This window comes from Neobacillus rhizophilus (assembly GCF_018343535.1).
GTDB classification, from domain to species: domain Bacteria; phylum Bacillota; class Bacilli; order Bacillales; family Cytobacillaceae; genus Neobacillus; species Neobacillus rhizophilus.
In genome coordinates this window covers 380,044-399,065 of the sequence record NZ_JAGYPF010000004.1, presented here as the reverse complement: position 1 = coordinate 399,065, position 19,022 = coordinate 380,044, and the positions used below count along the sequence as shown (strand labels likewise).

At 37.1% G+C, this 19,022-nt stretch carries 19 protein-coding genes; 5 read left to right on the top strand and 14 right to left on the bottom strand.

The features are described 5' to 3' along the window. The first annotated feature begins 71 nt into the window (after positions 1 to 71). Together KHA99_RS20225 and KHA99_RS20220 are read left to right on the top strand one after the other, a co-directional pair. Complete coding sequence (locus tag KHA99_RS20225) at positions 72 to 908, top strand: MerR family transcriptional regulator (protein ID WP_213119286.1); 837 nt, start codon at positions 72 to 74, stop codon at positions 906 to 908. Between the two features lies 1 nt (position 909). Next, complete coding sequence (locus KHA99_RS20220) at positions 910 to 1,350, top strand: YaiI/YqxD family protein (protein WP_213119285.1); 441 nt, start codon at positions 910 to 912, stop codon at positions 1,348 to 1,350. Positions 1,351 to 1,574: 224 nt separating this feature from the next. On the opposite strand, the gene KHA99_RS20215 is transcribed toward KHA99_RS20220, so the two are convergent. Next, positions 1,575 to 2,051, bottom strand: a complete 477-nt coding sequence (locus KHA99_RS20215; protein ID WP_213119284.1) for a hypothetical protein — start codon at positions 2,049 to 2,051, stop codon at positions 1,575 to 1,577. A gap of 119 nt (positions 2,052 to 2,170) precedes the next feature. On the opposite strand from KHA99_RS20215, the gene KHA99_RS20210 reads away from it, so the two are divergent. Continuing rightward, entirely contained in the window at positions 2,171 to 3,007 is an 837-nt protein-coding gene (locus tag KHA99_RS20210) for a S1C family serine protease (protein WP_213119283.1), read from the top strand. A 141-nt stretch (positions 3,008 to 3,148) separates the two neighbouring features. On the opposite strand, the gene KHA99_RS20205 is transcribed toward KHA99_RS20210, so the two are convergent. The 4 genes from KHA99_RS20205 to KHA99_RS20190 form a co-directional block, all read right to left on the bottom strand. Beyond that, positions 3,149 to 3,931 carry a TerC family protein gene (locus KHA99_RS20205; RefSeq protein ID WP_213119282.1) on the bottom strand — a complete coding sequence of 261 codons (783 nt, stop codon included), beginning with the start codon at positions 3,929 to 3,931 and terminating at the stop codon, positions 3,149 to 3,151. Positions 3,932 to 4,178: 247 nt separating this feature from the next. Further along, entirely contained in the window at positions 4,179 to 5,237 is a 1,059-nt protein-coding gene (locus KHA99_RS20200; RefSeq protein WP_249366788.1) for a DUF3231 family protein, read from the bottom strand. A gap of 176 nt (positions 5,238 to 5,413) precedes the next feature. After that, positions 5,414 to 6,073: a hypothetical protein gene (locus KHA99_RS20195; RefSeq protein WP_213119281.1), complete on the bottom strand. Its 660-nt coding sequence runs from the start codon at positions 6,071 to 6,073 to the stop codon at positions 5,414 to 5,416. A 265-nt stretch (positions 6,074 to 6,338) separates the two neighbouring features. Further along, on the bottom strand, positions 6,339 to 6,716 hold the full coding sequence (locus KHA99_RS20190; protein ID WP_213119280.1) for a hotdog family protein: 378 nt from the start codon (positions 6,714 to 6,716) through the stop codon (positions 6,339 to 6,341). 193 nt (positions 6,717 to 6,909) lie between these two features. Between KHA99_RS20190 and KHA99_RS20185 the strand changes: the two genes are divergently transcribed. Then, positions 6,910 to 7,266, top strand: a complete 357-nt coding sequence (locus tag KHA99_RS20185; protein WP_213119279.1) for a hypothetical protein — start codon at positions 6,910 to 6,912, stop codon at positions 7,264 to 7,266. Positions 7,267 to 7,309: 43 nt separating this feature from the next. Here KHA99_RS20185 and KHA99_RS20180 read toward each other — a convergent pair whose 3' ends face one another. From KHA99_RS20180 to KHA99_RS20145, 8 genes are all read right to left on the bottom strand, one after another. Next, the gene (locus tag KHA99_RS20180) at positions 7,310 to 8,425 is read right to left on the bottom strand and encodes a GerAB/ArcD/ProY family transporter (protein ID WP_213119278.1); all 1,116 of its coding nucleotides are present in this window, start codon (positions 8,423 to 8,425) and stop codon (positions 7,310 to 7,312) included. A 10-nt stretch (positions 8,426 to 8,435) separates the two neighbouring features. After that, the gene (locus KHA99_RS20175; RefSeq protein WP_213119277.1) at positions 8,436 to 8,654 is read right to left on the bottom strand and encodes a hypothetical protein; all 219 of its coding nucleotides are present in this window, start codon (positions 8,652 to 8,654) and stop codon (positions 8,436 to 8,438) included. Next, complete coding sequence (locus KHA99_RS20170) at positions 8,651 to 9,811, bottom strand: Ger(x)C family spore germination protein (protein ID WP_213119276.1); 1,161 nt, start codon at positions 9,809 to 9,811, stop codon at positions 8,651 to 8,653. Before KHA99_RS20170 ends, KHA99_RS20175 begins: the two co-directional genes overlap by 4 nt. Further along, on the bottom strand, positions 9,811 to 11,355 hold the full coding sequence (locus KHA99_RS20165) for a spore germination protein (protein ID WP_213119275.1): 1,545 nt from the start codon (positions 11,353 to 11,355) through the stop codon (positions 9,811 to 9,813). The genes KHA99_RS20170 and KHA99_RS20165 overlap by 1 nt, the downstream gene beginning before the upstream one ends. Before the next feature lie 127 nt (positions 11,356 to 11,482). Next, on the bottom strand, positions 11,483 to 13,039 hold the full coding sequence (locus KHA99_RS20160; RefSeq protein WP_249366787.1) for a glycine betaine ABC transporter substrate-binding protein: 1,557 nt from the start codon (positions 13,037 to 13,039) through the stop codon (positions 11,483 to 11,485). Next, positions 13,029 to 14,177, bottom strand: coding sequence for an ABC transporter ATP-binding protein (locus KHA99_RS20155; RefSeq protein ID WP_213119772.1), 1,149 nt, complete (start codon positions 14,175 to 14,177; stop codon positions 13,029 to 13,031). The genes KHA99_RS20160 and KHA99_RS20155 overlap by 11 nt, the downstream gene beginning before the upstream one ends. Positions 14,178 to 14,542: 365 nt before the next feature. Continuing rightward, positions 14,543 to 14,713 carry a hypothetical protein gene (locus tag KHA99_RS20150; protein WP_213119274.1) on the bottom strand — a complete coding sequence of 57 codons (171 nt, stop codon included), beginning with the start codon at positions 14,711 to 14,713 and terminating at the stop codon, positions 14,543 to 14,545. 151 nt (positions 14,714 to 14,864) lie between these two features. Then, complete coding sequence (locus KHA99_RS20145; protein WP_249366844.1) at positions 14,865 to 16,601, bottom strand: PAS domain S-box protein; 1,737 nt, start codon at positions 16,599 to 16,601, stop codon at positions 14,865 to 14,867. A 583-nt stretch (positions 16,602 to 17,184) separates the two neighbouring features. On the opposite strand from KHA99_RS20145, the gene KHA99_RS20140 reads away from it, so the two are divergent. Beyond that, on the top strand, positions 17,185 to 17,616 hold the full coding sequence (locus tag KHA99_RS20140) for a hypothetical protein (protein WP_213119272.1): 432 nt from the start codon (positions 17,185 to 17,187) through the stop codon (positions 17,614 to 17,616). Between the two features lie 186 nt (positions 17,617 to 17,802). Here KHA99_RS20140 and spoIIP read toward each other — a convergent pair whose 3' ends face one another. After that, entirely contained in the window at positions 17,803 to 18,954 is a 1,152-nt protein-coding gene (spoIIP, locus tag KHA99_RS20135; RefSeq protein WP_213119271.1) for a stage II sporulation protein P, read from the bottom strand. Positions 18,955 to 19,022 lie beyond the last annotated feature (68 nt).

The following is a 19,022-nucleotide window of genomic DNA, read 5'->3' as shown; positions in this document are numbered from 1 at the left end:
TTTATCATTTGTTTACATTTCCCATCCTAGTGTATATAGTTACTATATAGTCAAGGGCGGTGTTGTAAAAAATGGATAAAAAAAATGGCAAGTATTTAAGTACTGGGGAATTTGCGAAGCTTTGTAAAGTAAACAAACAGACACTCTTTTATTATGATCAAATTGGACTTTTGTCTCCCCTATGGAAAAATGAAAAAGGTTATCGCTATTACTCCATTCACCAAATAGAGCTATTTTTTGTAATTGATTTATTAAAGGATCTTGGTATGTCGCTAAATGATATTCAACAATACATGAATAATAAATCGCCTGAAAGTTTTTTATCGCTAATGTATCAACAAAAACAAGAGATTGTGAAAAAGCGTCAGGAGATTGAAATGAAGGAAAAAATGATCGATGCAAAAATAGCATTAATGGAAGAAGCGTCGCACCTTGATTTTCAACAAATTACGCTTAAACAATTACCAGAGGCAACACTTTATCTAAGTAGAAACATTGAGAATATATCTGATGAAGAATTTGTAGAGGTTATTTCAGATTTTATTAATGAATTGAACATATCTCAACTTGATTCAGGATATCCAATAGGTGGTATAACAAAACGGGAGCACGTAATGAAGGGAGAATTCTCTAATTATAGCTATTTATATATTGAGCAGCCCCATCCAAAGGTTGGATATCCCTATTTTCAGGCTGTGAAAGGTGATTTTCTTATTGGATATCATATTGGGGATGAGAAAACAATACATAAAACCTATAAGCGGCTTTTTTCAGAAATGGAGCGTTTAAATTTAGCCTTAGGAGATTATGTTTTTGAAGAGTATATTTATGATACAGTTGTAATGAATCATAAGGAACATTATGTGACCAAAATTATGATACAAGTGGAACAAAACTCTGGAGGATAATATGAAAATTTATGTTGATGCAGATGCTTGTCCTGTAAAAGATATTATTATCTCTGAAGGTACGAAAGCTGATATTCCTGTGATCCTTGTTACTAGCTTTTCACATTTTTCTAATGCGGAAAAACCAGCAGGAGTGGAAACAATTTATGTTGATTCTGGAGCAGATGCTGCGGATTATCGGATTATGAAGTTAGCAGAAAAAGGAGATATAATTATTACGCAAGATTATGGTCTTGCTTCATTAGGTTTAGCAAAAGAGTGTACGGTCCTTCACCATACTGGGTATAGCTATACAAATGAAAATATTGACCAATTACTTCAAGCACGTTATTTAAGTGCAATGGCTCGAAAAAGCGGAAAACGTACAAAGGGACCAAAACCATTTACATCGGAAGATAGAGAGAAATTTAGGGTTCTTTTTAAAAGAGTGATTTCTCATTAATAAGTAACCGGCCATTGTAAAGGAAAACCTGGAAAAATAATATTTTTAACAATATCTGTTTATACAGTTAAAACTGCTCCCCATTTATTAAATTCTCACTGCTTGCAAGTGAAGAAACAGAATTCAGTTTAGTATTCCCAAATGAAAGGACAACCGTTTCATTACGACTGTTGTCCTTTTACATTAATCTCTAACTCGGTCTATAATTCTAAGTTTTCAGCTGATTATATCCCAAAAATGCTATTAAGAACGGATAATGGAGTTTCGTATTTAATGCCAAACTCTCTTCCGGTGTAATAAAACACGGGATTTTTCAAAGCATAGGATAATGATTTTTCTTTTTCCAATTCCTTTTCCAGCTGGTCCAACGAATCTGGCATTTGGCCAATACTACCTGGCTTTCCTTCGCCAATTAACGTCACGGTTACAGAGGCAATTTGCTCTTTTCCTCTCATGATAAAAATATCCCGACCGCCGTCTGAAAAAGCTTTTAGATGAAGATCATCGAAAGAAACTCTAACCTTATCGTTCTTTTTTCGAATCACAAAGCCCCTTTCACGAAAATAATCCTCAAAGCTATCTAAAAATTCCTGAACCTTGCTATGTAACCCAGGTTCAACTATTGTTTGGAATAACTCCTGATTTTGTTCCTTTACATGGTTTAATTCCACTTTCAATTCTTCGATTACTTTACCATTCATGTTCATTCTCCTCGTTCTTTACATTCCAATCTATTGTATCGTGAAACCATTCTTAACGCCATTTTCCATACGCAAACCGCTATAATAGGAATATACCAAACCACTTATGGAGGATCCACATGGACAAGGAAAATCAGGATTTTCATGAAGAACAGCCGGATTGGGAAGCTCTTTTTACAGAAGAAGAAGCAAAAGAATGGGAAAAGGATAAAGCAAAGAGGAAAAAGCGAAAAAAAATGGCTGCTAAAATCGTCAGTTCATTGCTTGTGTTTGCCATGTTAATCAGCGGATTAGGGATGTGGTTTGATGTCTTTAATCTGCCTGCCATTCATTTTGTCAAGGTGTCTAATCAGCTTTCGAAGAAACCGGAAGTGAAAGAATACAAAAAAGCCGTCGTCACTCTGGAATGGGACGGTGCGAAAGGAACTGGCTTTAATATCGCTCCAGATGGGTTAATTATCACTAATGAACATGTTGTTGAAAAATCGAATCGAGTGAATGTGCATTTTAGCAACGGGGATTCCTTTGCAGGTAAGGTCATTGCCAAACGGCCGGAATGGGACCTTGCCATTGTTGACATTGAGAAGGCAAAAAAACTGCCCGTCCTGTCGATTGCTGTGGAAAAAGAGTGGGAGACTTGGGCGGGTGAGAAAATTATTTTTATCGGCAATCCTTTAGCTTATACGCAGATTGCCAATGAAGGAACCTTCATAAGTCCGGTCCTCGTGAACGGATTGGATATTCCGGTTATGATGATTGAGGCGCCGATTTACAAGGGAAATAGCGGCAGTCCGGTGATTAATCAAGATGGGCAAGTCATCGGAGTTATCTTTGCCACATTGCAAAACCCAGAAATCACCACCAAAGAAATCATTGGTGCAGCCGTTCCCTCCTATTACATTCAGCAGATTATGGAAGAAATTAATAAAGATAATAAGCTGGAGGAACAGTTCTGATGAAGTGTAACCAATTAATCCCTGTGGCCATAATTGACACACCATTAGCAATAGTAGCACTTTACAATGAAACAAAGAACTACAACGCACAATAAAGAAAGGGATTGCCAGCAATCCCTTTCTCTTAACTATAGCCTTCTTTCATTTACTTCCTTTAGCATTCGCCTGTAATGATCTATTTCCAGGAGTAAACCAACCAATTAGAGCAATAGCGACTAATACTCCATAAAAAATCAGCGTCCAAGCTGTACTGTGTGGAAATTCATGATTTAAGATACCAATATCTTCATGTGCCAGGGTGATTACAGCCAGTTTGACACCAACCCAGGCAACAATTACATATGCTGTGGTTTCCAAGGCTGGACGTTTCTCAAGAAGTTTCACAAACCAAGTTGCTGCAAATTTAATCAAGATGAGGCCAGCAACACCACCAATAAGAACAACTAAGAACTGTCCTCCGTCCATACCTCCGAATTTGTCTAAAGGTGAATCTGGAAGACCCAGAGCAAGAGCAACCGCAGCTAGAATCGAATCTATTGCAAAAGCGAGGTCAGCTATTGCAATCTTCCCTACGGTTGGCCCAAAACCTTTGCCTGCGGATTCCTTTTCATCATCCTTGTGGATATTCTCATTTTCTTTGCCGAATCGTGCTTGAATGATGTGCTTTAATCCTAAGTACAGAAGATAAATTGCACCTATTGCCTGTATCTGCCAAACGTTTGCAATAAATGAAATCGCAAATAGTGCAGCAAACCGAAAAGCAAATGCTAAAATGATTCCGTAATTTATAGCTTTTTTTTTCTGATCGTCCGGTAAATGTTTAGCTATAACTGCTAGCACTAGCGCATTGTCTGCAGATAACAATCCTTCTAATCCGATTAGAATTAACAATGCCCAACCGTATTCTAGCCATATTGAATCCATCCATTTCTCTCCTTTCTTTATAATAATCCATCAAGCTCTCTTTCAAGTAACGGTCATGATGGAACTTACAAAATATAGGAAGATTATTCCGTGAGGGCATACCATTTTGGAATGACGGCGAAGACAACATTACCAACCAAGTTACCACCTCGAGTAAAGCAAGGGATACTGAAATCTCTCCTTCTAAAATGGAAAATACCACCGTATTTTTCAATTAGCTTTAAATTGAATGTTGTTCACGCTGTTCCTATTGTATCTTAAGCCTGTCATACGCTTTTGGCGGTGACTCCAACCAACCTTTATCAATTAAGATATTCATGCCATCGTCAACAAATAAGCCTATGTTTATTAGAGTTCTTGCATACAACATATCTATATCTCTTCTTGCTGTTACTGCCAGTGAGTTTCCAAATGACCTTATCTTCATTGCGAACATATCCACTTTATGAAACAGCATTATTTTATCGGAAAAAGGAGGATATGTAGAGGGTGTAACCAAATGGTCTAAGAACGCCGGTGATTGTATGTGTTCAATGTGAAGTTTTTCCTTATACTGCTTTACCGCTTTATCAGTCATGGTTAAACCTCGTTTGAATAAAGCTTTTATTTTTTCATCTTTAACAATCTGATGAAATCCCAATAATAACGCCATACTTGTTGTGTTAGTCTCAATGTTATCCCAAAGATGAATGATTTCTAATGCCTGTAATGGTCGGACTTCTCCAAAATAACCGTTTAAGTAACTTTGTTTATCAATTTTATCAATTCCATCTGGTGTCGGAATGATAGGAGGGTTTGCAATAAGTTTTTTTCCCATTAAAACATTATTAATTTGCCCTAACAAGACAGTTGCACATTGATTACAATAAATAAAGAACTCTCTAATATCCTCCCTCAAAACCAATGGAACTGCTACTGCATAAAGGCTCATACCTGCCTTTGCAGCATATTTTAAATAGTGAACGTAAAATTCATCGGCGTATAAACGTGGGGCACCAAGATTTACATCATCTTTTGTAAATCCACTCGGTATAGGGAAATTATCTTTATTAAAAAATCCTTCGATCCTTTGTATGAAATCCTTTGATAAGGCCAAACCATTTTCTAATAGCGTCTTAATTTCTTCGTCCTCGCAATGCTGAAGAAAATAACTTAAGATTTGAATCGACATACTGTTTCCCGTATAGGTAGCCCAAAGTTTACCCATTTCAAACGTCGTTAAAGGCTGGGTCTCATCAATTGAATATGAACTAAAATTGATTGGCTTCATTACATTCATTGGATTTAAATCTTTATCGGTGGTCATAACTAATCTCCTTTTCCCGCATTTTCGCTTATGATTTCCATTGGGGAATAGTTTAATTCCAACAGATTCTACCTCTAACATATCATGGTAATTTGAGCAACACAGCAAGGTCGTTCCTCCATGCGCTTTAGTGCTTATGTATCCAATTTATTGAGCATGAGAACCGTCCCCATGCATCACCAAGAGAATTTATAGGTTTTTATTCCGTTTCCTACTTGATAGGTTGTAACTGTTACTGGTTTTCCTGCAATGTTTTGTTCTATATACCTCTTTACGTAGTTCCCTACGAAGTTTTCTTCTGCGCTTTCTACTCCGTATACGTATAGTTTATGACTATTGAGATAGTCTGTGTTCGTTGTTAATGTCCAGTGTCCACTATCTACATATTCTTTAAATAGTTGTTGTTGGGTCTTTTGGGGAACTACTGGCTGTGGTTCAACTGGCTTTTCAATTGGAGCTGGTTGTTCGGGTTTTTGTTCTATTACTTGTGGTTTTGGCTCTTCTACTTCCGGTTTTTGTTCTGTTTGTGGTGTTTGTATTACTTGTGGTTTTGGATGTTCTACAGGTTGATTTTCAGGCTTTTGAGTTAATTGTGGTGTTTGTTCAACTTTCTTATTTTCCTCTTGCTTTGGTTGCTGTGTTTGATTATTATTGGTTGGCTGTTTATTTTGTTCTACTGGTTCAACTGGTTTTACTTCTTTAGCCTTGTCAATCTTATCAACTTTTACTTCTACTTTTTCTTTCTTTGGTTCCTTTGAGCTCTTCTCTTGTGTTGCTGTTTTACCACAACCAGTTAATAATCCTAATGTTAAGATAACTGATAGTAATTTTTTCATGATGTTTCCTCCATTTAAGTTCGGACTATTTTATTTTTCTTCATCTTGTTCGTTAGTATTCCGAAAAGAAGGTAACTATCAAGCCGATCAGGTACTACGCTTATTACATTATCCGCAATTACATCATCACTCCGCCCGAAAACAATAAAAAAAGCCACCCTAACGGTGAACTGCCCCGCTCAAGTAGACAGTGGAATTTTAAAAAATAAACTAAGCGGCTTTACCTCTCGATTCCAAAGAGCTAAAGCCGTTTAGGCTAAGAATTTTATAATATCACGCCCGCAAAGTTTCCCTTCAACACTTGTTTCTCATTCTGATTAGTACATAAGAAAGATGCTATAATGGCGGTTCTATTATTATCTTGCTTATCAAACTGCTCAATTGTTACTTCACAAATAATGGTATCCCCCGTAAATACAGGTCTTAAAAACTCAAAATTCATCGTACGAGCGAGTACATTGTAATCTCCGCCAACCTTTGTCGGTAATGTAGCAGTTAACAAGCCTTGAACTACAAGTCTCCCCTGTTCATCTGGAGTAATATGATGATTCCCTTCATCCATCGATACTTTTGTAAACATTTCAACATCTTCTTGTTTGAATGTCCGTTCAAACTTAATTACGTCTCCTACTTTTGTTGCCAATCTGGTCTCCCCCTTGAATTTAATACTAATATCAGTATAGATAACTCGGAAGATTCAAACAATTGTTATCATGTTTTTTTTCGATTAGTAATATAGCCATAAGAGAAAGGCCCAGATATTTGTCCACACCACGATTAAAAACAAATCATATTTTATTGTAGAAGAAAACGGTAGAAAGGATGATAAAAGCATTATGGAGTTTGAGAAAGAACACAAGCCTCCACAGGATGATGGCGATCCCTTTACAAATCTAATGTTCGGGAAGAAACGAAGAGCCCGCGAAGAAGAAAATACGAATCCACCAGATGAATTACCAGACCACCATGAATCTTCCCATGCCCCCCAAAGAGACCCTTGGTTGTTTGGGGCAAACAGTACCCATAATCCGCCACATATTCACAACCAGTACAACCAAATCGAACATCTTCTTAACCAAGTAGATATCATATTGCTCATGGAAACCGTTGATGAGGCAGTTAAAACCTATAAACTATATCAACCCATATTTAAGGACGTTTCAACTTACCTGAGAAAATTCTTTAAGAAGTGAACTATAGACCTTCGTCCGAATAAGGTTCGGTTCCCTTACCCTTTTAAGTTTTCAATTTGTTTCCTATTTTGTTTTTCTTATTGGATTGTTTTATTGTGTCCACCAATAAATATAGGAAAGGTATGAACTCCAAAAAGTATAAAAAAGCAGCCCATGCCTGGTAAAGGAAACTAGTTAGTTCTGCAGTTCCGCTTGCTGTGTTTATCGATAATGCAACCATAACTGCTGCTAACGAAAACGTCAGAGGGCGGTGATCTTTTAAATGAAATAGATGGGCAAGAATTTGAACAGAAATAGTAAAAAAAACGGTCACTTTTAGAAAAACCATGGTTGCCCAAATCGAAATTAATAAATGATCCAAGTTTTGAATGAAATCAGCGATTCGAATGTAGCGAATCATCTCTATCATCGGATAGGTAAGATGACTAGATAAATTCGGACCAAAAAGTAATAATAGCCAAATAATATTTTGTCCAATAAATAGAGCAGAAAAAAAAGTCGCCCACATGATTGACTTTAGTGTTTTATGCTTTTGAGTTAAATATGGAAATATAAAGAGTAAAATAACGACTTCTCCAAAAGTTGGAACTGTCTGGAAGCTGCCGATAAAGATTCCTTGTCCGCTATGGTTCGTAACAAAAGCAATCCAGCGGTCCCATTGTAATTCCTTACCAATAAAAATCGCATTTCCAATATTCCCTAGAATCACAAGATAAAATAGGCCTTGGGCAATCCGGAATAAATTTTCAAAGCCTAAACGTGCTGTGACCGCTACAACCATTCCAAACATGCAGCCAACCGCCCAATTAGGTGTCCTTGGGAGATAGGTCTGCACGATGAAATCTTCATATTCTCTTAAAATGATTCCACTAATTTGCAGGAAGGATACGAAAAAAAACACCATAATTGGAATATGAATCCATTTGGGAAGAATCTCACTACCATAGTGGACGAAAAATTCATTTGGTCTTCGGGTCGCAAGTTTTATGACAAAATAGGCTAGAATAACTCCTGCTATACCGCTAATATAAATAACGAGCACTGAATCGTATTGAGATAGGTAAATCAGTTGACTCGCTGCAAATCCAACCAATGTGGAGTAATAATAAAGAATGAAAAAAAGCATTAATTGATTTTGAGTGATCTGTTCTGTCTTCAAAGGAGTCCACCTAACCTAAAATTTTCTGTTGAATCGGTTCAAAAAGGAACTGAATCATATCACTTGGACTGGGCATATGCTCAAATAAGACAGTAGAAAGGCAATAAATAAAGGAAGCCCCTATGATCCCAAATACAATCCAATAGGTTCTTTTTTTCCGTTTTTTACTTTTTAAATACGTCCACTCATATCCAAAGATAATGAGAAATCCGATAATAATTAAAATCATAAACTTTTTTCCTTTTCCCAGAATGAATTGTTTTCAGCACCTAGTCTTTTAATATGCAAATCAACCTGAACATTCATTTTTACTTTTTCATGATAAGATTCGGGCCAATCTTTTTTAACCATTTTCCATATTTTTGGTTTGTGCCAGGATAAGTATTCACTGAATTGGAAAACATCCGCTTTTACCTCTTGAGAAGCCTTTAAAGTGGCTTTAATCCTATTTCGGATTTGCTTTTCAGCTTCATGCTCAAGTTGCGCTATTTGGTTTTCATTTGTTAAAGTCATATTGGATTGAGATTCAGAAATATTCCCTTCCGCTTTTATACCCACATTAAAAGTGAACGGTTCTTTTTTAGAAGGGCGGATCTTTGTATGGGCGTCCGTGACTAATAAACTGATTAACTGTTGGTCGGCCGGAGCTTTTATAGTTACTTCGGCACCTTTTATCAGGTTGCGAAGCCAGAACGCTCCTCGGCCCACTTCTGTGTCTACTTTCCCTACCATTTTATAATTATGAAACAATGCCATCTCCCCAGGAGAGACAAAAAGCCCCTCTTTCCCGCCTTCACTAAGCATTTTTATCGTTTTCTTTGATAAAAGGCCGACAATCATATCACCGCTAGTTGTTTCAAGGAATTCCTTTGGTGTTGCATTGACCGTCACCTTTCTTTGCGCAAATGATATGGGAATGGAGGTTGGAAATCGTTCAAATATCGGAGTCAATTCTTCGATATCTTTTGCTTTTCCTGGTGCAATTAATAAAGTTTGATTGATATTCAAATTTGGTTCACGGAGAACAAATTCCAAAATACCCCTTATACCTTCCCTTGCCATTTCTTCGCTGATGATAATAATCCGCGTATGCCCCCAGCTAATATTTCTGGTCAGGGTAGCCTGTATTTTTTTATAGGCTTCCGTAAACGTTTTTCCAGTTGCAGTTTGAAGCGAATATGGTTTTCCTGTTGTACCGGCACCGCCGAGATCACTAGGGACAAGGCGATTTGGCAGGGAAAAAGATAGGCTTATCTCCATTTTGCCATTTGCGGCTTTATCAACGTAGATGCCGGAGACAAAAGCGCGTTCATTCAGTTCAAATTGGGACCAGCAGCCAGTTAAAAAACAAGGGCATAACACGATGAGCCATTTAAGTTTTTTCATTAATCTTCATCCTCCCCTATTATGGATTTCTCAATGTTGGAGCGACTACGATCATTTGACCCAGAAAAGGAGGGACGGCGCTGCATCTTCCACCATGGAGCGCGGATGAAAATATCTTTTAAATCGCTAGTTCTAAGCGGCGCTGTTGGTGAAAGATAAGGCATTCCAAACGAACGTAAGCTTACGACATGAATATAAATTAAAATAACACCAATCATTAAACCGAATATTCCAAATGTGCCTGCTAAAAACATAAGTGGAAATCGAAGCAAGCGGACGGAAAATCCTAAATCATAACCCGGTATGACGAAGGAGGCAATCCCGGTAATCGAAACAATGATCACCATAATGGCAGAAACGATTCCTGCCTGCACAGCTGCTTGGCCGATGATAATTGCACCTAGGATCCCAATTGCCTGCCCCACCGCTTTTGGAGTACGAATCCCTGCTTCCCGTAAACCTTCAAAAGCCAGTTCCATCAATAAGGCTTCCACAATACTTGGAAACGGGACATTTTCCCGTGATGCAGCAACACTTAATAACAAACTAGTAGGAATCATTTCCGGATGAAAGGTGGTAATCGCTATATAAAAAGATGGAAAGGTCAGCGAAACGATTAACCAGCCATAGCGGAGCAGGCGGATAAAACTGGTAAGAAAATACCGTTGATAATAATCTTCAGCAGCTTGGAGAAACATGTAAAAATTTACAGGTGCAATAAGCGGAATGGGGTCACCATCCACAAATATAACCACCCTTCCTTCCAGCAAGGCTGCGGCCGCCACATCCGGCCGTTCTGTTTTTTGTGATTGCGGAAACGGTGATAGGGGCCGATCGTCAATACACTCCTCAATATAGCTGCTCGCTAAAACGCCATCGATTTTAATCCTGTTTATTCTTTGTTTCACTTCTGCTATTAAATCATCTCGACAAAGCCCCTCAATATAGCTAATAATGACCTTTGTTTTTGTATACTTTCCGATGACAAGTTGTTCCATTTTTAAGGCAGGGGATTTTATTCTTCTGCGAACCATGGTGACATTCGTATGGATATCCTCCAAAAATGCCTCTCTTGGCCCCCTGATGACATTTTCATTCGTGGTTTCACTACCGGTTCGCTTTTCAAAGCTTGTTAAAGGAAAAGCGATCATCCGACTGTCGCCCTCGAAAAAAACAATAATTTTTCCATCTAAGATGTATTCTGCTGCTTCCTCCATATCAGAAAGGATGGTGGTACACATTGTGCTGATCGCCTGTAAATCCAGAATTTTATGAATCAATTCACTTGGTGATGAAGCAAAATGGGGTGAAACAATATATTTTAACACTTGTTCATCAAATGTTTGCTGATCCACCATACACTGCAAAAACACAATGCCGCAGCGCGTTTGATTGGCTGTTAATTCGTGAAAGGTGACGTCAATACTTTGTTGGAAGGTTTCTTTAAACCATTCCATTCGCACATCAAAATCCGCCCCTAAAAAAACCTTTTTATTTTCCTTTTGGGTTTGCTGCAACCCTTTCAATTTTGAAAAAAACGACATCCTTCTCACTCCACGAACTTTTTGTTAGGATTCCCCTTTTTAGTAAAAAGTATTTTCTAACATAAAAAAACGGAGAATTAGTTGATTCTCCGTTTTTGCTTCAAATAATATGTTATTACATAAATCCTTATTTAATTAATCCTTTTTCCTTTAGAAACTCTCTGGCTGCATCTCTAGGATCCTGTTTATCTAAATCTACTTTGGCGTTCATCTCTGCCATATCGTTTTCAGATATTTTTCCGCCTAGCTCATTAATAATTCCTTTTAGCTTAGGAAACTTCTTCAATGTATCCTCACGAACGATTGGAGCTGCAAAATAAGGGGGAAAGAATTTTTTATCATCTTTTAGAATTCCAAGGTGATAACGGACAATTCGTCCATCTGTCGTATAGGCAGGAATAACATCTACTTTCCCTTCTTTTACAGCAGCATACATTAGATTTGGGTCTAGACTTCTATGTTCTTTGAAGTTAAGCCCATACGTTTCAATCATTGGGTCATAGCCGTCTTCTCGTTCATAAAATTCAGTAGGGCCTCCAAAGATCAGCTTGGATGACTGAGGTGCCAACTCAGAGTCGGTCTTTATCCCTAACTGATTAAATTTTTCCTGATTTAAGGCAAGTGCATACGTGTTCTGAAAACCAAAAGGCTTGAGCCATTCAATCTGGTATTTTTCATGGTAGCCCTTTTTTACTTTGTCATAAACTTGATCAGGGCTTAACTGGGGATTATACTTTTCTTTCAAGATGGTCAAAAGACCTGTTCCAGTATATTCAACATACATATCAATATCGCCTTTTTTAATCGCTTCCGTTAAAATCGGTGTTTCTCCGAGACCCTCTTCCACCTTCACTTTATAATCGGTTTTTTCTTTCACATATTCAGCAACGATATACGGAAGAATGTATTGCTCTGTCCACTTTTTCCCTGCAATGACAATGGTATCATTGGAATTTCCTCCCCTTAAGCCAAAGAAGCTAATCAGAATCGCTACAGGAATGATAATAAAAAGTGCTTTTTTCCATGGGATATTTTTTCTTTTTTTAGGGTCTGATGCGATTTCAAACCTTTTAAGAATTACATCTATAACAATTGCCAAAATGGCTGCTGGTATGGCACCTGCCAAAACCAATTCATTCCGGGTGGTGGACAATCCCCTATAAATGATATCCCCTAGTCCGCCGCCACCAATAAAAGCAGCCAGCGTAGCGACACCAATCGTAAGAACAGTTGCTGTACGTAGCCCCGCCATAATAATCGGGAGAGCTAATGGGAGCTCAATCATTCGTAAGATTTGGTTTTTAGTCATTCCCATTCCACGTCCTGCTTCCACCGCAGATTGGTCCACTGAAAGAATTCCAGTATAAGTATTTCTTAATATAGGAAGCAATGCATAAATGGTAAGGGCAATGATCGCTGTGACATTTCCAATACCAAAAAAGGGAAGCAAGAATCCAAACAAAGCAAGACTTGGAACAGTTTGAAACACGGAAGCAATTCCTATTATGGGCTCTGCTATTTTCCTTCTCCTAGCAATAAAGATTCCGGTAGGGATGGAAATCAGCGTCGCAATTAGAATGGAAACAAGTGATAAAAATAGGTGCTGCTGCAGTGCTTCAAAAATTTCAGTCCATCGTGTGCGAAAGGTATCAATCATTAACTGAAACATGTTTTCATTGCTCATTCACAACATCTCCTTCTCCAGGTGATACAGTTTTCATTCCTGCCAACCCTCTCATCATGCTGGAGCGAGTAATGAGCCCAACTAGTTTTCCGTTTTGAAGAACAGGTATAGAAGTGACGCCCTTAGCAAAGATTTCGGCTACTTCTTGATAAGGACTATCTACCTCCACAGTAACGTAATCCTTGTTGAAAATATCCGCTAAGGTTTTGTTTTCATCGGTATAATACCGTTCTACATGATCCAGAGTTGCAATACCAAGCAGATCACGGTCATTCGTCGTAACAAGCAAGCTATCTACTTTATAAGTCATCATCGTATTTAAAGCCTGGGCAAGTCCTCGGTTTGGTTTGGCAGTGATTACTTTTTTAATCATTAAATCGTTGGCAACTGGATGAGCGTATTTTCCAACCTGCAACCGATCTTCCCCAATAAATCCTCTTATAAATTCATTTTTTGGATGGCGAAGAATCTTTTCAGGAGTATCAAATTGCAGGATTTCCCCATCCTTCATGATCGCAATTCGATCAGCTATTTTAATGGCTTCATCCATATCGTGAGTCACAAATACAATTGTTTTCTTAATACTTTCCTGGAGCCGAACCAATTCATCTTGCAGCTGTTCCCTGCTTATCGGGTCGAGTGCACTAAACGGTTCGTCCATCAGGATAATCGGGGGTTCAGCAGCTAAGGCGCGAATGACCCCTATACGTTGTTGCTGCCCGCCGCTTAATTCTGATGGAAATCGTGATTTAAAAGCCTCAGGGTCAAGTCCTACCAGGTCAAGCAGTTCATCCACCCTTTTCGTGTATCGCTCTTTTTCCCACCCTTTTAAACGAGGAACCAGGGTAATGTTATCTTCAATCGTCATGTGTGGAAGAAGACCAATTTGCTGGATGACATATCCAACGTTTCTTCTAAGCTGTACAGGGTCCTTTTCTGAAATATCTTCCCCATTAATAAGAATCTTGCCCTTTGTGGGCTCAGTCAACCGGTTGATCATTTTCATGGTCGTTGTCTTTCCGCAGCCACTTGGACCAATTAACGTTACCAATTCTCCCTTTTCAATATGAAAGTTGATATCTTTTAAAGCCTCAAATCCATCCGGGAATTTCTTATATACATGTTGAAAGGTAATAATAAATAACCGCCTCCATTCCTCTGATTTGTAGCCTTTTTCTTTTTAAGTAAATGACCTTTAATATTAGGTATGAGATTTTCGTTAAGTTAGAATCCAACTTTCGAAACATTTTTTCTTGATAGAGTTAAAGATCATTTAAGCTGTATCCCTCCAAAGAACTAAGTCGTTGCATTACATTATGGAAAGTCATGAAAGAGGAGAAGAGAACGAACTAATAAGTGTCCTTAATTACAACTATCAACCCCATTATGAAAAACTCCATGGGCTCATTGAGGCCTTAAAAATAATACTAAAATGCAAAAAAGCGGAGAATTAACTGATTCTCCGCTTTTTTTGCATTCTAATTTGTAAATATACTAGTAAATCTATCCTGCTTTCTCAATTAAGCAGTTTTTCTCCCATGTTTCATATTCTTTAAATGCATTCCAGCTCAACCATGATACAAGGATTCGTAACTCATTTGGTCCAACATACCAGTATTCCCAACGCTTCTTTGCTGAATTCTGATAAATACCTGTTTTGTATACATAATGCATGTGAAAACCACTCCTTGTTCAGATAGTATTTAAATAATTTTCTGAAAATTTATTATTAATATTAAAATTCTCCAATTATCCAAAAACTCCTGCTAAAGCGATTTCATTTTTTAAAATAGTATAATAGTATTAGAGCCTCATTTATGTAGCTCTATTGTTTATTATTTAAAGGCAAAATGACTTCAATGATGGTCCCCTTTTTATCGCTCCAAAACTGTAAACTTCCGTTATGATTCTCAATGATTTGCTTAGAAATCATTACTCCTAATCCAGTTCCGCCTTCTTTTGTTGTAAAAAATGGTTGACCGATTTTCTTCAGAATATGTTTGGGGATTCCTGTTCCTGTGTCTTGAATGGTTATTTTTGCGTTATTCTTACTGTGCTTCTTTATTTCGATTATAATCGTTCCACCATTCGGCATGGCTTCGATAGAATTTTTAAAGAAATTAATGAAGACTTGTTTTAATTTGTTCTTATCACAGCTGATAGTTAAATTACCGATCTGATTAGCAAATTCTATTTGGATATTTTGCATAATAGCTTGGGTGTCAATTAAGGTTTTTACTTCTTGAATTAATGTATTTAGGTTTTCTTCATTAAATTTTACATCCTGTGGTTTGGCAAGAATCAATAACTCACTTAGAATGATTTCAATCCTATTTATCTCACTTTTTATAATTTCCACGTATGTTGAATTGTCTAACGGCACTTGCATTAATTGCAGGAAACCTTTTATCGCTGTAAGTGGGTTGCGGACTTCGTGGGCAATCCCTGCAGCTAATTGTCCAGCTATTGATAGTTTTTCAGAATGAAGAATGAGCTCTAGGGTTTTTTTCCTTTCCGTAATATCCCGAACAATAAGGTGCTGAGCAGACTGACTTTGGAAAAAAGTTGGGATTCCTTTTATTTCAACATCCAATAGAGTACCGTCAAAACGCTTAATTTTATACTCAGTGAAATCGGTTGTCTCACCATTAAATACCTTTTTTATTCTTCTTTTTGCTTTATTACGATAATTGGAATGAATATATTTCATTATGGAAGTATGAATAATCTCTTCAGAGCTTGATGCGCCCAATAAGGCAACGCCTGTTTCATTAATAAATAATATTTTGTCGTTCTTGGCGATTAAGACGGTATCTGGGGAGTTTTCAATCAAATTTCGAAATGCTTTTTCTCGACCCCAGAGTTCCTCTTCTGCTTTTACTCTTTCCGAGATATCCCGAAAAACACTGACTATCTCTAATATTCTTTGTGTATCTGAATTAACAATTGGCTTACATATCGCCTCCAGCCATATAAGACTTCCATCTTTTTTGATGAATCGGTAGGACCCTCTATTATACCCCTTAAGGTTATTTAATAACTTTTCACGTTCTAAAAAAGCTTTTTGCACATCCTCTTTATAAAATAATGATGATAGTTGTTGTCCAATTATTTCATCTTGTTCAAATCCAAGAAGATGCTTGACAGCGGGGGATACATATAGAATAGTTCCTAACAGGTTTGTGTTTACAATGATATCAAGAATATTATCTGTTAATACTCGGTGAAATTCTTCAATTTGTCTTACTTCTGCCCTTGCTCTTTTTAACTCGGTGATATTTTTTATAACTGCATATAATCCAACTATTTTATCGTCTACGCTTATTGGAATATTCGTGATATTTAAATCAACTGTATGACCCTGTTTGCTTATCATGAAGCAGTCAAAGTTTTGGACCTGACCTAATGTAGTTTTATGAAAGTAATGGAAAATCTTATCCAAACTTTCAATGGGGAAAAGTGTTTGAAATTTCATTAGGAGAGCCTCTTCGAATGAATAACCTGAAAGTTCCTCATAGGATGGGTTTACTAGAAGAATATTGCCCTCTAAATCTAAGACCATGATTGCATCTTGATTACCATAAAACCGTGTTTTATTGCTGCTAACCCATTCGTCTAAATATTTATTTAATAAGAACCGCTTTTCACTTTTTATTCCCTCAACAGGACTGTTCATATCTCTATATCAGTTCCTTTCCCCTTTTGATACAAAAAAAAGCCAAAATAGGAGATTCCTATCTTGGCTTGTGTCTAGCTCAATCAAATTGTCTAACTCACCTTCACCTTTAAGCTTATGTAGTTAAACAAAACAAAGACCGTTTTGGGTCCTTTTCCAGTGTTTTCAAGAAAGGTTTTCCAATATAACTGGGAAATCTTTTTGAATATGTTTATTTTCCAAGCCAATCTTCCTTAAGATAAAAGCATTATATCTATTATCCGATTTTATTATAAATTCAATTGGATGAATATTCAACTGATTAACATCCATTATTTATTAATAGTTCGATGCTAGCAATCTCCAAATATGTAACCCACAGTTTGCGCATTTGCCTTTAAGTGGCAAAATTCCCCTTCAATATGCATAGATGAAACTATATTTGTAAAGCCTTTCTAGTATGAAATATGATGGAGGAAATTGTGTAAATATGTTTTCATTTCGCGGAGATGCCCATAAAATTTACCTAAAACTAAAAAAGGCATGGAATAATGAACAATCATTTCAATCAGTAAAAGAAATTCACCAAGTAGAACAAATTCAGAACTTTTACCTTTCGATTGATAGCCCAGCATTAAAAAAAATATATTTAAGTATGATAAAAGAGAAAAATGGCTCCGGCATCATTCCGCTCCTTGTATCTTCTGGTCCGTGGCTATTGCTTCTATTCTCAGAGCAATTACATAAATTTCTCTTCAAAGAAGGAAGTGTACTTTGGGTATACTTTGTTTTGGCCTACGCATTCATACTCACCATAAGCGTGATTTTGCATTTTCATGAAAAATCCTGGGCCTCTGTTCATATCGAAATTATCCAAGAAATTTTACAAGAACGAAAAGAGAAATCCCAGGTAAAAAGCTGATAAAAAACAGACCCTCATTTTGATGATTGGCTTTTTTATAAGTTATTCCTATATAAATATCCCACTGAAAAAATAAACCCTGTAATGAAAGAACTAATGGTTATTTCAGATAAGCCGGTCAAGAAGAAAGATATTAAACTGCTAAAGAAGGTAAAAACGAGCCATTTTATAGAGGATGGAAGCTGCTTAACCATTCGCATTCACCTCGTTTGATCCATTTGTTTTCCAATAATAGTCTGCAAGTATTTCTGCAAATACATCGATGGTGTTATGCAGCTCATTCAAATTATTATCTACACCACCAACTTCGAGCAGCATAGCCTTATTGGATAGGTCTTGATTATATACGCCGTTCCCATCCTTATAGGTTTTTAAGAACACCCCTCTGCTTATTCCTGGATACTTTTTTTCTAACTCTCCATTCAGAGCTTTGGCCACTTCCAGATTTTCTAGATAATTTTTGTTTTCTTTTCCTACTACAAAATAGAGCCTTGCATAGCTTTTACCATTAATCGTTTTAGTAGTGGTCTCTTTCCCTAGTGAATCACGATGAATGTCAATAAAATATTTAAATTGATTGTTATTGGCTGCGGCTGCTTCGACAATCTCTCGGGATTCTACATATGCTTTTGTTGATTCCCATCCCTTTTTCAGCAATTCTTGTGTCATATTGGTTTTGTCTTGCTCCACGCCGATACCTTTACTCATTAAATCTTGAGCTAATCGATTGCCTAGCCCAATGACATTTACCCTTTCATCCGAGCTTATGGCATCGTCAGGTGTTTTGGCATCTTTTAAAACGGGGAGGAATGACTCCCAGCTATGGGATTGATAAATAAATACGGTTTTGTTTTCAGGATTTTGAAGCTGCCCATCATCGGTTCGTTGATTTTCTTTTAATTTCTCTTCAGATGCTTCTCTCTCCTTTAATAAAGCCTTATTTGGAGGAGCCGATTCTTTTGGAAGGTTCCTTAGGTTCGTCCCCTCCCCTGCAACGACGATTTCTGTTTCATGCATTCTTAATCCAGGTATTTCATTTCCTAAGTACGTTCTAATATCTGTTGGTTTGATGGTGGTTGCTATTTGGAATGCTACATCTGTTATTTTTGGGATGGTAAAAACGGGAGTATTCACTTTTAGGAAAAAGGAATGATTCTCTGCTTTGAAAAATTGAACAAAGAGTTTTTCTCCATTTAAGATTCCAATAGAATTACTCATTTTAAGGGAAGTAATATTTACATGTAACACAACAACCAAAGAAATAGTGAAAAACATTAATAGAACTACTAGTACAGAACGATAAATAAATTTTAGTGGGAAGAGTTTTAGCGGATTCAATGGAAAACCTCCTTATCTCATGTGTATGAGTTAATAAGGAGTTTAGGAGGAAAAATAGAGTTTTTTAT